General features: G+C 43.7%; 13 protein-coding genes and 1 pseudogene. All 14 read left to right on the top strand.

The window, feature by feature from the left end:
* Positions 1 to 393: formate--tetrahydrofolate ligase (locus WMO75_RS16215; protein WP_349078522.1), on the top strand; the 393-nt coding region annotated here is incomplete at its 5' end.
* Positions 394 to 1,460: 1,067 nt separating this feature from the next.
* Positions 1,461 to 3,251 carry an aminopeptidase P family protein gene (locus tag WMO75_RS16210; protein ID WP_349078520.1) on the top strand — a complete coding sequence of 597 codons (1,791 nt, stop codon included), beginning with the start codon at positions 1,461 to 1,463 and terminating at the stop codon, positions 3,249 to 3,251.
* Positions 3,221 to 3,808, top strand: a complete 588-nt coding sequence (locus WMO75_RS16205; protein WP_022213895.1) for a TetR/AcrR family transcriptional regulator C-terminal domain-containing protein — start codon at positions 3,221 to 3,223, stop codon at positions 3,806 to 3,808. The genes WMO75_RS16210 and WMO75_RS16205 overlap by 31 nt, the downstream gene beginning before the upstream one ends.
* A gap of 227 nt (positions 3,809 to 4,035) precedes the next feature.
* The gene (gene fucO, locus WMO75_RS16200; RefSeq protein ID WP_022213896.1) at positions 4,036 to 5,181 is read left to right on the top strand and encodes a lactaldehyde reductase; all 1,146 of its coding nucleotides are present in this window, start codon (positions 4,036 to 4,038) and stop codon (positions 5,179 to 5,181) included.
* A gap of 390 nt (positions 5,182 to 5,571) precedes the next feature.
* Entirely contained in the window at positions 5,572 to 6,090 is a 519-nt protein-coding gene (locus WMO75_RS16195; protein WP_118699177.1) for an RNA polymerase sigma factor, read from the top strand.
* Entirely contained in the window at positions 6,090 to 7,598 is a 1,509-nt protein-coding gene (locus WMO75_RS16190) for a DUF4179 domain-containing protein (RefSeq protein ID WP_349078517.1), read from the top strand. The genes WMO75_RS16195 and WMO75_RS16190 overlap by 1 nt, the downstream gene beginning before the upstream one ends.
* Positions 7,599 to 7,944: 346 nt before the next feature.
* Entirely contained in the window at positions 7,945 to 8,373 is a 429-nt protein-coding gene (locus WMO75_RS16185) for a hypothetical protein (RefSeq protein ID WP_147399636.1), read from the top strand.
* Positions 8,271 to 9,857 (top strand): AAA family ATPase, encoded by a 1,587-nt coding sequence (locus tag WMO75_RS16180; protein ID WP_118699153.1) that lies wholly within the window; start codon positions 8,271 to 8,273, stop codon positions 9,855 to 9,857. Before WMO75_RS16185 ends, WMO75_RS16180 begins: the two co-directional genes overlap by 103 nt.
* Before the next feature lie 118 nt (positions 9,858 to 9,975).
* The gene (proC, locus tag WMO75_RS16175) at positions 9,976 to 10,770 is read left to right on the top strand and encodes a pyrroline-5-carboxylate reductase (RefSeq protein ID WP_118699152.1); all 795 of its coding nucleotides are present in this window, start codon (positions 9,976 to 9,978) and stop codon (positions 10,768 to 10,770) included.
* A 254-nt stretch (positions 10,771 to 11,024) separates the two neighbouring features.
* On the top strand, positions 11,025 to 11,942 hold the full coding sequence (locus WMO75_RS16170) for a hypothetical protein (RefSeq protein WP_349078514.1): 918 nt from the start codon (positions 11,025 to 11,027) through the stop codon (positions 11,940 to 11,942).
* A gap of 81 nt (positions 11,943 to 12,023) precedes the next feature.
* Positions 12,024 to 12,413: a BlaI/MecI/CopY family transcriptional regulator gene (locus WMO75_RS16165; protein WP_118699150.1), complete on the top strand. Its 390-nt coding sequence runs from the start codon at positions 12,024 to 12,026 to the stop codon at positions 12,411 to 12,413.
* A gap of 6 nt (positions 12,414 to 12,419) precedes the next feature.
* Complete coding sequence (locus WMO75_RS16160) at positions 12,420 to 14,219, top strand: M56 family metallopeptidase (RefSeq protein WP_349078512.1); 1,800 nt, start codon at positions 12,420 to 12,422, stop codon at positions 14,217 to 14,219.
* Positions 14,220 to 14,226: 7 nt separating this feature from the next.
* Complete coding sequence (locus WMO75_RS16155) at positions 14,227 to 15,426, top strand: SPOR domain-containing protein (protein ID WP_227222954.1); 1,200 nt, start codon at positions 14,227 to 14,229, stop codon at positions 15,424 to 15,426.
* 19 nt (positions 15,427 to 15,445) lie between these two features.
* Positions 15,446 to 15,682: pseudogene (locus WMO75_RS16150) on the top strand (hypothetical protein); the annotation flags it as partial.

Genomic DNA, 15,682 nt, shown 5'->3' with positions numbered 1-15,682 from the left:
CTCGTAGAAGAACCAAACGACTTTACTTATGCATATGAACTGGAAGGATCTATCGAAGATAAACTGAACCAGATCGTGCAGAAAGTATATGGCGGTAAGAGAGTAGTTCTTACTGCAAATGCGCAGAAGCAGGCGAAACAGCTGGAAGCTCTTGGATTTGGCAACTGCCCGATCTGTGTGGCTAAGACACAGTACAGCCTGACCGATGACCAGACCAAGCTTGGGGCTCCGACAGACTTCGAAGTTACTGTACGTAATCTTAAGATTTCTGCTGGTGCAGGATTTATCGTTGCCCTGACAGGCGAGATCATGACGATGCCAGGTCTTCCGAAAGTACCTGCTGCAGAACGTATTGATGTTGATGAGACTGGCAAGATCACTGGACTTTTCTAATAAAAGCGGATTGTAAAAGGTTTGGTTTTGCTTTATAAAGCAAGGAAAATGATATTTTGTAAAATATGAAAACCCTGAGGGGGAGCATCTCGAAGTTGCGAAGGCCGAAGCTCCCCCTCAGCCCCCCCTACTTGGCCACGCCTGGTGCATCAAGACAGAACGGGCTGACGCTAACTGTTAGGGCTGTTTCGCTGGCGCGAAAGGCGCGGGGGTATTGGGATGACTACGTGAGGAGTAAGTCGTCTGGAAACCAACGAAGATTGGGAGTGAGAATGACTACGTGGGAAGTAAGTCGTCTGGAAACCAACGAAAATTGGGTGCTGAAATGACTCTGTAAGAAGTAATTTATTTGAAAGACCACAGAATTTTGGAAAAATGGATGACTGTAGAATGAGCAAGCCAGATTAAAGTCAATAAATGCTCTTGAGATGGTTGGCTTGGAAGATAGTATTTTAGATTCTGACCAATGAAGAGTTTTAAAATGGATGACCTAGTGTACTGTCTCATTGACTTTCAGTTAAATAACGCAGAATGTTTTTTCATCGACAAGGCGACTGAACGAGGCGATGCGGTGGCATCGTTGGGCGAAGTCAACGCAGTTCGATGGGAAAACAGGCAAGTTATTTAGCGAAATGTCAATGATACAGTACACTAGCTTAGAGTTATACTAATACAAATCAACTCACCAATAGTATGATAAAATAACAGGATATCTTCTCCATGCGAAAGAGAAGAATCCTGTTATTTTTATATACTGCGATATCATTTATACAAAGATCTTCCGACCTGATACACCAGGAGAATTTTTCAAAGGGCACTACATAAGACAAAATTTCCGTCAAACACCCAGCCCAGGGGTGGCGAGGGGACTGGCAAGTCCCTTCGAGGTTTTCATATATCCCAATATAAAAAAATCCCCCCCAGGGCATCCCGCCCTGACAAGAAAGGTCAATGCAAATTAACGGGTCCAAGGGAAGTACCCTTCCTCTCTTGACAAATATATATATCCTGTTTAAAGTAAATTTATAAAATTTACACCCCATGTTATGAGGGAGGCATAGAAAAAAATGACTATAAAACAAAAATTAAACGCCCTTCGCATTCTTATGAAAGAAAAAAAGATAGACGCCTATCTGGTACCAACAGATGATTTCCATGGATCGGAATACGTAGGTGACTACTTCAAATGCAGGAAATATATCACCGGCTTCACCGGCTCCGCAGGAACTGCCATTATCACACAGGACATGGCAGGCCTGTGGACCGATGGCCGTTATTTTATCCAGGCAGCGGATCAGCTCCGCGATACGACAATAGAACTGTTCAAATCCGGCGAGCCAGGGGTTCCGACCGTGCATCAGTTTCTGAACGATAAATTACAAGAAGGCATGTGTCTTGGCTTCGACGGCCGTACCGTAAGTGCGAGGGAAGCGGAAGAATTGCAGGAACTTCTGCAGGAAAAACATATCACATTTTCTGTAAACGATGACCTGATCGGCGAGATCTGGGAAGACCGTCCGGTTCTTTCCTGTGAGCCGGTCATGGAACTGGATATCCGATGGACCGGCAAGTCCAGAGCAGATAAGATCGCAGAGATCCGTGAGCAGATGAAAGCAAAAGAAGCCGACACTTTTATCCTCACATCCCTCGATGATATCGCCTGGCTTTTGAACATCCGCGGTAACGATATCCATTGCTGTCCGGTGGTTCTTTCTTACCTTGTAATGATGGAGAATGAATTGAGATTATACGCAAATGCAGCAGCTTTTTCAGAAGAGATCCGCAGTAATCTGGAAGCAGATGGGGTAAAAATTTACCCATACGATGATGTCTATTCTTATGTTCAGACCATCTCTTCAGATAAGAAAGTTCTGCTCTCCAGGGCGAATGTCAACAGCCGTCTCGTAAGTAATATTCCATCTGAAGTGACGATTCTGGATGAGCCAAATCTGACTCTTCTTCCGAAGGCAGTCAAGAACAAAACAGAGATGGAAAACGAGAGAATTGCACATATTAAGGACGGTATCGCAGTAACTAAATTTATCTATTGGCTCAAGAAAAACGTCACCAGAACTACCATTACAGAACTGAGCGCAGCGGAGAAATTATACCAGTTCCGCAGCGAACAGGAGCACTTTCTGGGGGACAGTTTTGATCCGATCATTGCATATGGAACGCATGCTGCGATCGTACATTACAGCGCGACAGAAGCGACAGACATCCCGCTTGAGGCCAGGGGAATGGTGCTTGCAGATACCGGCGGACATTATCTGGAAGGAACAACAGATATCACAAGAACCATTGTTCTTGGACCTGTCACAGCCAAAGAAAAGAAATTTTTTACCGCAGTTCTGCGTGGAAATCTGAACCTGGCAGCGGCGAAATTCAAGTACGGATGCACAGGTTTAAACCTCGATTATCTTGCCAGAGGACCGCTCTGGGAACTGGGTGAAGATTATAACCACGGCACAGGACACGGGGTAGGCTATCTTCTGAATGTTCACGAAGGACCGAACAGCTTCCGTTGGAAAAACCTTCCGGGAAATCCGGCACCGGTGCTTGAGGAAGGAATGATCACCTCCGACGAACCTGGCTATTATCTGGAAAATGAATTCGGGATCCGCCACGAAAATCTTGTCCTCTGCAAAAAGGCAGAAAAGACATCTTTCGGGCAGTTTATGTGCTTCGAACCACTGACAATGGTCCCATTTGATCTGGAGGGAATCAACCCGGAAGAGATGACAGAACGTGAGCGGAAACTTCTGAATGATTACCATCAGAAAGTATATACGACCATATCACCATACTTAGATGAGGAAGAAAAAGAATGGCTGAAACAGGCAACCAGAGAGATCTGACAAAGGGAGAAAAAACCAAATACCGGCTGGCACGGGCCATGAAAGAATGTATGCAGACAACTCCTGTAGAGAACATCACAGTGAAGCAGATCACAGAGAAATGTGAGCTTACGAGACAGACTTTTTACAGGAATTTTCTGGACAAATACGACCTGATCAACTGGTATTTTGACAAACTTCTTACGAAATCTTTTGAACATATGGGACGTGGAAAGACGGTCTATGATGCTCTGGTCAAGAAGTTTACTTATATTCAGGAAGAGCAGACATTTTTTGCGGCAGCGTTTCGTTATGACGAACAGAATTCCCTCAGACAGCATGATTTCGAGCTGATCTTACAGTTTTACGAAAATTTAATTCGTGAAAAAACTGGCAAAGTACCGGGCGAAAACGTCCATTATCTGCTGGAAATGTACTGCCAAAGCTCTATTTATATGACTGTCAAATGGGTGACAGGAGGGGTGACATGTACCCCGGAAGAACTGGCATCTATCATTGTAGATGGGATGCCGGAGAAGCTTGCAGAGATTTTTGTGAGGCTTGAGATCCTGAACTGACAACTTCAAAAATGTTGGAAATACAGGCGTTACAGAAATGTTTCCATAAACAGGAAAGACATATCTGGTTATTTTTACTGAATATGAATGCATAAATTTAGAACAAATCACGAAAGTTACAGAAAACGTTACACTTGTTGGATTCTGTAACTTTCTTTTTTATAAAACTATTGTTAAGATAATAACAAAGTTAAGGCGTGAGCGACGCAGAAAGGGATGTAATTATCATGGCAAATAGAATTAACTTAAACGGAACATCTTATCACGGAGCAGGTGCAATTGCAGAGATCGCAAACGAAGCAAAAGCACATGCATTCAAAAAAGCATTTGTATGCTCTGACCCGGATCTGATCAAATTTAACGTAACAAGCAAGGTAACAGATGTCCTTGAAAAAGAGGGTCTGGAATACGAAATTTATTCTGATATCAAAGCAAACCCGACCATCCAGAACGTCCAGAATGGTGTAGCTGCATTCAAAAAATCCGGTGCAGATTATATCATTGCAATCGGTGGTGGTTCTTCCATGGATACTGCAAAAGCAATCGGTATCATCATCGCAAACCCGGAATTTGAGGATGTAAGAAGCCTGGAGGGTACAGCACCGACAAAGAAACCTTGCGTACCGATCATTGCAGTTCCGACAACAGCAGGAACAGCAGCAGAAGTTACCATCAACTACGTTATCACAGATGTAGAAAAGAAACGTAAATTTGTATGTGTTGACCCGCATGACATGCCGATCATCGCAGTTGTTGACCCGGAAATGATGTCTTCAATGCCTAAGGGACTGACCGCTTCTACAGGTATGGATGCCCTGACTCATGCAATCGAAGGATATACCACAAAAGCTGCATGGGAAATGACAGATATGTTCCATCTCAAAGCGATTGAACTGATCTCCAAATCTCTTCGCGGAGCTGTTGAAAATACCAAAGAAGGTCGTGAGGGAATGGCTCTTGGACAGTATATCGCAGGTATGGGATTCTCAAATGTAGGTCTTGGAATCGCACATTCCATGGCTCATACACTGGGTGCTGTTTATGATACTCCGCATGGTGTTGCATGCGCTATGATGCTTCCGATCGTAATGGAATATAACCAGGAATGCACTGGAGAGAAGTATCGTGAGATCGCTCGTGCAATGGGTGTGAAGGATGTGGATTCTATGACTCAGGAGGAATATAGAAAGGCTGCTATTGATGCGGTTAGAAAGCTTTCTGTTGATGTGGGAATTCCGACCAAGCTGGAGGCTATTAAAGAGGAAGATCTGCAGTTCCTCGCTGAATCTGCACATGCGGATGCTTGTGCACCGGGTAACCCGAAGGATGCGAGTGTGGAGGATCTGAAGGATCTGTTTAGAAAGATCATGTGATTTAAAAAGATTGGGTAATCTTTTTGAATCTTGGGATTTAAAACCGCAGAGGGACTTCGCCAGTCCCTCTGCACACCCTGGGCTGGGTGGTTGATGTGAATTTTGTTGTGTGGGGAATCCTTTGAAAATTTCTCCTGGTATTTCAGGTGGGGAAGTTTTCGTGTGAAGGATTCCTCTTTTTTTGTGGGCTCCCTGAGTCTTGATTGTGGAATGGGGATGGATTGTCCTGCTGTATGTCATATTATATGTTTTTTTCAACAGGAAATTTTTCCAAAAAACCTGCATCCTTTTTGGCAGTTTCTGTGTCTAATAAGTAGAAGCACAAAAACAAAAAAGCTTTTACAACGCATTTCCTGATGACCGGTCAGAGACAGGAGAATGGAGAAGATGATGAATGAATTTTTGATAAGAAAGGCCAAAAAAGGCGACAAAGATGCATTCTGCCGGCTTATGGATGAACAGGTGCAGTGCATGTATAAGGTTGCGTTTTCCTATCTCAAAAACGATGAAGATGCTGCCGATGCGATCCAGGATACCATCCTTTCCTGTTATGAAAATCTCAAAAGTCTCAAGCAAAACAAGTATTTCAAGACATGGATGATACGGATTCTGATCAATAAATGCAAAGATATTTTGCAGAGAAAGAAGCAGGTTACATACACCGACCAGATGCCGGAGACGCCTTTTTATGAGGAAGAATATGCAGCGAAGGAATGGGCACAGGTGCTGGAACCGCTGGATAACAAGTACCGTCTGGTGATCCTTCTGTACTACATGGAAGGATTCAATATCCGCGAGATCAGTGACATCCTGGACATGAAGGAAAGCACCGTAAAATCCCGCCTTCAACGTGGCAGAAAACAGATTGCGCAGATGTATGAATATAAGGTCAGGGAGGGACGTGTTTGATGATGACTTTTAATAATAACGAAAAAGATTTTCAGGAAAAACTTCAGAAAGATACAGAAATACCGGTGATCGTACATGAGCGGATCAATCAGGCATATCGTCTGATCGAAAACAATACCGCAGTGCAGAAAAAGGCGCCGAAAGATCCATACCACTGGATGAAAATTGGCGGCAGGATCGCGGGCGGCGCAGCAGCAGTGCTGCTCATTGCTTTTGTATTTTACATGACAGATCCTGTCATGGCAAAAAATATCCCGGTTGTGGGGGGACTTTTTGAAACGCTGCAGAATAATGTAAGTTTCTTTGGAGATTTCGCAGACCACGCGACGACACTGGAGGCTGTTGACGGAGTTGATGCAGAAGGAAATAACATAGCAGAAAACGGAAATGCCGTTTCCGAAACAGAGAAAGGAAAGTGGGCAGAAGATAATACAACAGGACAGGAGGAAATAGGTGCAACTGTAGCAGACACAAATGCCGCGGTCGCAACAGCAAAAGGAGACTCAGCCTACACCAAAACAGCAGACGGCCTGACGATCACCTGCTCCGAAGTATTTGCGAACAGTCAGGCAGTCTATGTGACCATGCAGTTTAAAAGCGACACTCCATTTCCGCAGACGGAAACCCGAGCAGAAAGTGGCACACCAATTATAGATCTGGACATGACCGGCGGCGTAGATTTTAATACGGAGGCCAGTCCGGTAATCGATGGTCAGGTAGAAGGCCAGTTCCTGGATGACAATACTTATGCGTGCATTTTTCGCTATGATCTGGCAGAGGCTGCGAAAGATTATACGGAATACAGTGAGAAATACAACGAAATGACACAGCAGGTACTGGATGAGATGGGAATCACACTGGAAGATCTGGATGATCAGACAGATGAAGGGTATGCTCTGCTGGAAGAGTTTAATAATAAAGTGTCTGAGCGTGGTGGAGAATATCAGAAATATATCAAAGCTATTGATGTTCCGGACACCTTTAACCTGCACCTGGATATCACGAAGGTAAGGGGATTGGAAACAGATTATCAGTGGTCAGAAGATGATTTTGCAAAGTATGGAACGGATGCCGGCTACTACAAATACGAAGGTGACTGGAGCTTCGACATCCCGGTCACAGTAGACGATTCCCAGACCGAAGTCATGGAACTCAACGACATAAACGATGCAGGCATCGGCCTCAGATCCGTGATTCGCACCCCATACGAACTGACCGTAAATGAACTTTACGAAGAAGGCTCCAACAGCGACTGCTTCATGGTAGCCCTCGATGCCAACGGAAATAAACTTCCATACAACGATTCTGTCGGAAACTGCAACATCTTCGCAATCCAGGACAGAGACATTTCCACCGTCGATATCTACATTCTGGACTATATCCAGTATATGGACGAGCTCAAAGGCGAAGACAACTACAACAACAACGAAACCAAACCAGAAGGCCAGAAATGGAGCGACCTTCTCGACCAATACGCAAAATACCACAAAACATTACACTTCAAATAACCCAAAGAAAAAAAGGCGGCGCGATCCCGATGATCCGTCGCCTTTTTGCTAGTCTATCATTTCTAAGTAACTGCCCAAATTGGACTTGCTATATGAAAGTAAGTGGTGTATAGTATAGAACATAAACAGTAATCTAAATATTCTAATAAGTAATTTTTCAGGCAATATCTGCCACTGATTCCAAAGATGAAAATACATTAAGTATTTAATAAAACTTGTCAAAATGCTATAATGAAAATACAAAAGGAGTGTTATATGAATAATACGATTTTTGATGATGTATTCCGTACCGACTATAAAAATGACTGATTATACGAAAGACAGCATCTTTGAGAAGAATCTGCTAATGTTGTTGCCATTTTATATTATGCGATATGAGAAAAAAGGACATGATTTTAATAATAATCCGGAATTATTTCAAACACTCTTAAACGAATATGAAGAAATCCGGGTAAATCTGGAAAAGGAGCTGACAGAAACAGGAAGATCGGAACTGTATACAGATCTGACGGAACTGATTGTAAAGATTGCGGACTATATTTTCCGTGAAGAAGACGAGGTTCGGAAAGGGCTAGGTGATATTATGGGAGGAAAAGTTCTGGAACTGGAATCTGAAAGACTTAAGGCAGAGGAACAGGCAGTTGAATGTGCATCAGAAAGGGCAAAAGCAATATGGGAAGATTTCTTAATCCTGACAACAGTGCGTTTCAGACAGCGGTTGATTCAGAAATTTATGTGGATAAAACAGAACTTCTGGACTATACGAATAGAGTGATCGGTACGAAGCAGGCGTTTATCTGTAACAGCAGACCGAGAAGATTTGGGAAATCTGTTACGGCAGATATGCTTACGGCATATTACAGCAGAGGCTGTGATTCAGAAGAGATGTTTTCTCCTTTACAGATCAGCGGTAAGGATTCTTTCAAAAGATATCTTAACAAATATGATGTACTGCATTTTGACATCCAGTGGTGTCTGGAGCCGGCGGGCGGGCCTGAAAACGTGGTGGCTTTTCTTAGCGCACAGGTGATCCGGGAATTAAAGTCCATTTATCCGGATATTGTGCCTGATGAAATAAAATCTCTTCCGGATGCACTGTCAGCAATCAACACGGCAACAGGAAATAAATTTATTGTGATCATTGATGAATGGGATGTCCTGATCAGAGATGAAGCAGATAATATCGCTGTGCAGGAAGAATACATCAATTTTCTCAGAGGAATGTTCAAGGGAACGGAGCCTACGCGATACATTGCACTTGCATATATGACAGGAATCCTTCCAATAAAAAAATTAAAAACACAGTCTGCACTCAATAATTTTGATGAATTTACAATGCTTGATGCAGGGATACTGGCTCCGTTTGTTGGGTTTACAGAGAAGGAAGTCAGACAGTTATGCACGGAATATCACAGAGATTTTGAAAAAGTCAAAAGTTGGTATGACGGATATCTGTTGGACGACCAGCAGATTTATAATCCGAAGGCTGTAGTAAATGTTATGCAGAGAGGAAATTTCAGAAGTTACTGGTCACAGACAGCGAGTTATGAACTGGTGGTCCCACTGATCAACATGGATTTTGACGGACTGAAAACGGCGATCATTGAAATGATTTCAGGTTCATCTGTGGAGGTTGATACGGGTACATTCCAAAATGATACGGTAAGTTTTGCAGACCGGGATGATGTGATCACATATCTGATCCATCTCGGATATCTTGCATATGATCAGACACGGGGAAGGACTTTTATCCCGAATGAGGAAATCCGTCAGGAGTTTCTTGCAGCAACAAAGCGTAAAAAGTGGAATGAGTTACTGGAGTTTGAGCAGCAGTCAATGGATCTTCTTGAAGCAACACTTGATATGGACGAAGCAGCAGTGGCAGAAGCAATCGAAAAAATCCACATGGGATATGCTTCAGTAATTCAGTATAATAACGAGAATACTTTGAGCAGTGTGCTGAGCATCGCGTATCTGAGTACTTTACAGTATTATTTCAAACCAGTTCGTGAACTTCCGACAGGTAGAGGTTTTGCAGATTTTGTATATCTTCCCAAACCAGAATATCTCACAGATTATCCAGCACTGGTAGTGGAATTGAAATGGAACAAAAAGGCAGAAACTGCACTACAGCAGATCAAAGACAAAAAATATCCTGCATCTATCCGGCAGTATACAGGAAATATTTTGTTGGTGGGAATCAGCTATGACAAGAAAAGCAGGAAATATCAGTGTGTGATTGAGACCGACGAGAAATGAGAGAAATTTAGTATTTTACTTTTGGTGTGAAAACAGGTATGATAAAGAAAATGCCGCTGTAATTTTGTAAAGCGACAGAGCAACTTAACTATGTTTTCACACAAGGAGGAAGATTATCATGAAAATTGGTTTTATCGGCTGTGGAAATATGGCGACAGCCATGTTAAAGGGAATTCTGAAAAGTGGAGAGGTGGAAGCATCAGATATGATCGCTTCTGCGAAGTCAGACAAGACCCGCGAGAAGATCGAGAAGGAACTTGGCATCCGGAAGGCAGATAACAACGCGCAGGTGGTGGATTTTGCGGATGTTGTTTTTCTGGCAGTGAAGCCGCAGTTTCTGGAGGGCGTTCTGGATGAGATCAGGGGCAGTGTAAAGGCTGGACAGATTTTTATTTCTATCGCGCCGGGCAAGACTCTGCAGTGGCTTGGTGAGCGCCTTGGCGAAAATACAAAAGTCATCCGTACCATGCCAAACACTCCGGCGATGGTCGGAGAGGGAATGACAGCCCTCTGTGTCAATGAACTGATCACAGAAGAAGAAACTGCACTTGCTGTAAAACTCTGCGACACCTTCGGCAAGACAGAGGTGATCCCGGAGCATCTGATGGACGCCGTCGTAGGCGTTTCAGGCAGCTCTCCGGCGTATGTGTTCATGTTCCTTGAGGCAATGGCAGATGCAGCAGTTGCAGATGGAATGCCGAGAGCACAGGCATACAAATTCGCCGCACAGTCCGTACTCGGAAGTGCGAAACTGATGCAGGAGACCGGCAAACATCCGGGAGAACTCAAAGATATGGTCTGCTCCCCGGCAGGAACCACGATCCAGGCAGTCCGTGTTCTCGAAGAAAAAGGCTTCCGCAGTGCAGTGATCGAGGCACAGACAGAGTGCGTGAAGAAAGCAAAGGGAATGTGATCTTTCAGAAAAATAAAATATCAGGTGTGTGATTTTTCCACTGTAGCAGAATCCGGCAGTTGTTTTTACTGTGAGCGGAGGATGTTACAGTGGATTTTTTTTACTGTACATAGATGATATATCGTTGCTGCGATGGTTGTTGAAAATATTTCTACAATTGTAGAAAAAAGGATTGACACATACATTCTACAGATGTAGAATACAATCAACTTCTACAAAAGTAGAAAATAAACACAGAAAAGGGAGCATCCATTATGAAAACAAGAAAAGCAAAAATCATGGCACTTATGGTAGCAGCAACATTGAGTATTTTTTCAGCAGGAAGCGTTATGGCGGCGGAAAACGGAGATTTTTATCCGCAGCCGGTGAATTCGGACTGGGAGGATGCCCACACGGAAGGAGCATATGCAAGTTTCACGAACGGAAGCGATTATGTGAACATTTACAAATATGCCCTGGACGATGCCAAAATCGGAGTTGCGAAATGTAATGATACCTATGAAGCATGCTATCAGACGATTTTTTCAGAAGGGAACAGCCTGTATATGGCGGTAGGATATGCCAGAGATGCAGATGATATTGGGGAAGTGAGAAAAATGGTGGAATCTATTTCCTATCCGGGAAATCCTACGTTGACAGGGAAGGATGGCAAAGGCGGATCTTCTGATAACGGATCATCGAAAGACAGCAGTTCCACATCTTCTGACAAGAATACGGATGGAGGTTCTTCTTCAACAGATACAACAGGAGGCAATTCCGGTTCCGGCAGTTCTGATTCTTCAGACAGCAGTAAAGATTCTGATATTCTTTCTACAGCTGATCTGACGCTGTATGACAGCGAGGGAAACACCGTTTCTGTAGAGAGAACCATCTATTCAGACTACAGCAGCAAATATGTCGGCGATGACGGCACCGTCTATACGACTGATGATGAGGTTTATTTTACAGATGAAAACGGAAAGACCTGGCAGGCTTTGAATGATGATACACATTACATGGGTGCAGAGCTGGGACAGCATGTTCTGGAAGATGCAGACGGCAACAGTGTGACTGTTACTGAAACTACAAATGGCGATTTTTATTATCGCGATGACAATGGTACAGGATTCACAGACAATGGCGACGGAACCTGGAGTGATGAGAACGGGAACAGCTATAATGAGATGAATTAATGATTGTATTTAAGGGAGGATGTGATACAATAAAGTTATTCCTACGTTTGTAGAAAATTGATGACAGAGAGGGGCGAAGAAGTGAAAAAAACATATCAGAGGCTTCCGGAATCAGAACTCGACATTATGCTTGTTCTGTGGAATGGCACTCCGCCAATGACGAGACCGGAGATCGAAAAGGTGATCAACACGAAGAAAAACCTTGCTCCGACAACGATCCTGTCATTGTTGACTAGACTGGAAGCCAAAAATTTCGTAGAAGTGACCAAGCAGGGCAAGATGAACCTGTATACACCGCTGGTTTCTCAGACGGATTATCAGGCACATGAGAGCCGCAGTGTCCTTGAGAAACTTTATGGAAATTCACTTAAGAAATTTGTGACATCACTTTATCAGGGCAAGAAGATCAGTTCTGAAGAAATCCAGGATCTCAGCGATTTTCTTAAGGAGCTGGATGACAGGGAGGAATAACGGACAGTGGAAGTATTGGTTTTGCATATCCTGAAGCTGAATATTATTGCAGCGGTCATTATTTTGCTGGTAAGACTGCTGGCGGTTCCACTCAAGGGTAGAGTTTCCGCAAGGTGGAAATATTTCATATGGCTGTTTGTGGCAGTCAGCCTTCTCATTCCGGTGAGGGTTCCGGGCAGCATTTCGCTGGTTGATCTGCAGCTGAAGAAATCCAGCCCGGACAGGATTGCTGTGCAGGAAAAAGATATTTCTGCAACTGTACCAGAAAACGGACAGTATATTTCACAGCAGGAAACCATGCATCCGGAGAAAAGAAATATACAGGATCAGGATTTTTCCAGACAGAAGATCCATACCGTATATGAAACTGGTAAATGGATGGAAATGGCAACAGGAATCTTTGTAGCAGTCTGGCTTATCGTGGCGGTTCTGAAACTGACAGGAGAATTTCTGGCGTATCATCTTTCGATAAGAAATCTGGAAAGAATGAGCCTTCCGGTTACTGATCCGGTAAGTCTTCGGATGTACAGGGAAGTGTGCAGGGACAAACGGATCCGCAGGATGCCGGAACTGAGACAGAATGCAGGTCTTACTACACCGCTTCTTGCGGGGCTTTTTCATACGAAACTGTATCTTCCGGCAACCGGTTATTCTGCGGAAGAGAGAAAACTCGTATTCTATCATGAGCTGACGCATTATGTCCACAGAGACCTCTGGTACAAGATGCTTCTTCGGATCTGCGCGTCGATTTACTGGTTTAATCCATTTCTGCTTATCATGTTGAAAGAGGCAGATAAGGATATTGAAAATCTGTGTGATACTGCGGTGATTCATCGGGTGAACCAGAGCGGTCACAGGCTTTACCGACAGCTGCTCCTTCGAACTGTTGCAATGGAAAACAGGATTCCGTATGTGACGGCGAGTCTCAATGACAGTGGAATGGTGTTCAAAGACAGGATTCTGTATATGATGAGTATCAGGAAGCTGAAGAGAGGAATTTTGCCGGGTGTTTTGCTGGCATTGATGCTTGTTGGTGGGAACCTGGCATTCACGGTTTCAGCGCTTCCAGTGGGGACGGGTACATCGGCTCAGGGTAATTCTGATGGAGCGGCAGATGATGACATACCGTATCCAGATTTTGCCCCATTTTCGGAACTGGTGGATATGCAGAATGCTCCGGCGATTTCTGATGGACAGGCTGGCGCAGGAAATGCAGAAGACGTTTCTGGCGTGGCAGAGAACTTGCAGGATAATGCCAGCAATCGGATGGAGAGCACTGCCGGGGCTGTGACAGGATCAGAGACAACGACAGATTCTGTAAGTCCTTCAACGGAAGACAGCGTGCAGGACAATACGGATTCCACAGACTCCGGGAACACTGGTGAAAACACCGATAATATCGACCACTACGCACATTTGCCAGCAGGCGTGCCATATACCAGCGGATTCAGCAGTGCTTCCGGTGTGGCATCCATCGTAGCCCCGGGAGAAGATGAGAATGATGCAAGGGTGCTCCAGGACAATGGGGACGGAACCTATTCTGATGAAATTGGATTTATTTACAGTTATCAGGGTGACGGCACCTGGGCAGACGCATACGGCAATTCCTACAGGACCTGGAATGACGAAGACTATAACTTTGGAAATCAGCTGGAACATCATGAACTCCAGAGCAGCAGCGGAAGCGTTGATGTAAAACAGACCACAAACGGTGATTATTATTACTGTGATTCTGATGGCGTGGGCTATACCGACAATGGCGACGGCACCTGGACCGATGAGAATGGGAATACTTATACGGAGTGAGTAAGCGATGAAAACAAAAGAAAAATATTTGCTCATGGCAGCTGTCATGGGAATATGTACAGCGGGCATTTCCTTAAATTGCGTATGGGCAGCAGATGCATCTCAGCAGACAGTAGAAAGTTCAGACAGTGATGAATACCTGGAACTTGGTGATTCAGAAGAGGAGCAGGCATATCGGAAATTTCTGGAAAACGGAGAAAATTTTTCAGATGTAGAAGATCTGGGAATGGTAATGTATGCTGCCTATGATATCAATAATGACAAAACGAAAGAACTGATCGTGCGGGGAATGGACAGCGATAATGCATACAGATACCTGTTTTATAGATATGAAGACGGTGAAGTAAAGTCAGATGGTTCTATGACAAACTGGCAGAATGGTGGAGAAGGTGAGATGTATTATATACCAGATAAAAATGTATTTGTAGTATACATGCGCCTGGCTGACCATAAAAAATATAAAATCTATCAGTTAAAAGATACTGTAGAACAGAGGATATGCATACACAGGCAGAGTCTTGATGTACAGGGAGCCGACGGGAAATATCACCGGGAGTATGCATATAGCGTCGAGAAGCCAGATAAAAACGAAAGTACAAAAACCATCACAGAAAAAGAATGGAATAAATTCGAATCGGCACTTGTAGAAATTCCATTTTATGACTATACAGTAAAGGCAGATACGCAGTTCTCAGAAGAACAGATTGCCGCATTAAAAAAATCTCTGGGAGTTCCAGATGAGATTATCGTAAGCTGCGAAGCCGGAGAGCCTTTTTATTGGGAAGCCGGAGGTCGCTGGCTGGTGAGTATGGGATTATATGATGAGAATGGAATATTCCTTGCAGGAGCAGAGATTGATCCCGATACGCTGGAACTCGAAAGAGAAATTGCACCTTATAATGTGGATGCAATTGCAGGACAAAATGAACCTGCACAGCAGAGTGCCACTACTCCATTTTATGGAATCTGGTGTTATGGAGGCAAAAGCGAAGAGGATGCAGATGCTTATGCGCAAAGCATGAGAAGCAGCGGCTATGATGCACAGGTATTTGTCACAACAGACTGGAGTAACCTTAATCCAGAAAAATTTTATGTAGTCACAGCAGGTATATATCAGTCCGAAAGCGAGGCAAATGCAGCATTGGCTTCCGCGCAGAGTTTTTGTGCAGATGCTTATGTGAAGTATTCCGGAGATTTCCAGGGATGAGATTACAAAGATAAAATAAATGAGCGTTTTTCGAAAATCAGATCGGAAAACGCTCTTATTTTATGGAATAATTCAGGATAAAATAAAATATAAAGAAACTTCAACAAAATGTGCTATCTTATTTGTAGGACACACAAATTTGAAAGAGGGCATCATCATGTTGAAGTTTCATAATAATAATACCACGATTATTGCAACTTTTGAAGACTTTATTTTGACCACTTACGTTATTATTGATGAATTGTATCACCGCTTT

The organism is Blautia intestinihominis, from assembly GCF_040096655.1.
GTDB classification, from domain to species: Bacteria; Bacillota; Clostridia; order Lachnospirales; family Lachnospiraceae; genus Blautia_A; species Blautia_A intestinihominis.
Note: the sequence above shows the minus strand (reverse complement) of the source record. Positions and strands in the feature narration are given on the sequence as shown.

What these genes read in the sequence shown, in the direction of transcription:
- WMO75_RS16210 (WP_349078520.1), top strand. Translation starts at nt 1,461, where the DNA reads ATGACTATAAAACAAAAATTAAACGCCCTTCGCATTCTTATGAAAGAA.
- WMO75_RS16205 (WP_022213895.1), top strand. Translation starts at nt 3,221, where the DNA reads ATGGCTGAAACAGGCAACCAGAGAGATCTGACAAAGGGAGAAAAAACC.
- fucO (WP_022213896.1), top strand. Translation starts at nt 4,036, where the DNA reads ATGGCAAATAGAATTAACTTAAACGGAACATCTTATCACGGAGCAGGT.
- WMO75_RS16195 (WP_118699177.1), top strand. Translation starts at nt 5,572, where the DNA reads ATGAATGAATTTTTGATAAGAAAGGCCAAAAAAGGCGACAAAGATGCA.
- WMO75_RS16190 (WP_349078517.1), top strand. Translation starts at nt 6,090, where the DNA reads ATGATGACTTTTAATAATAACGAAAAAGATTTTCAGGAAAAACTTCAG.
- WMO75_RS16185 (WP_147399636.1), top strand. Translation starts at nt 7,945, where the DNA reads ATGTTGTTGCCATTTTATATTATGCGATATGAGAAAAAAGGACATGAT.
- WMO75_RS16180 (WP_118699153.1), top strand. Translation starts at nt 8,271, where the DNA reads ATGGGAAGATTTCTTAATCCTGACAACAGTGCGTTTCAGACAGCGGTT.
- proC (WP_118699152.1), top strand. Translation starts at nt 9,976, where the DNA reads ATGAAAATTGGTTTTATCGGCTGTGGAAATATGGCGACAGCCATGTTA.
- WMO75_RS16170 (WP_349078514.1), top strand. Translation starts at nt 11,025, where the DNA reads ATGAAAACAAGAAAAGCAAAAATCATGGCACTTATGGTAGCAGCAACA.
- WMO75_RS16155 (WP_227222954.1), top strand. Translation starts at nt 14,227, where the DNA reads ATGAAAACAAAAGAAAAATATTTGCTCATGGCAGCTGTCATGGGAATA.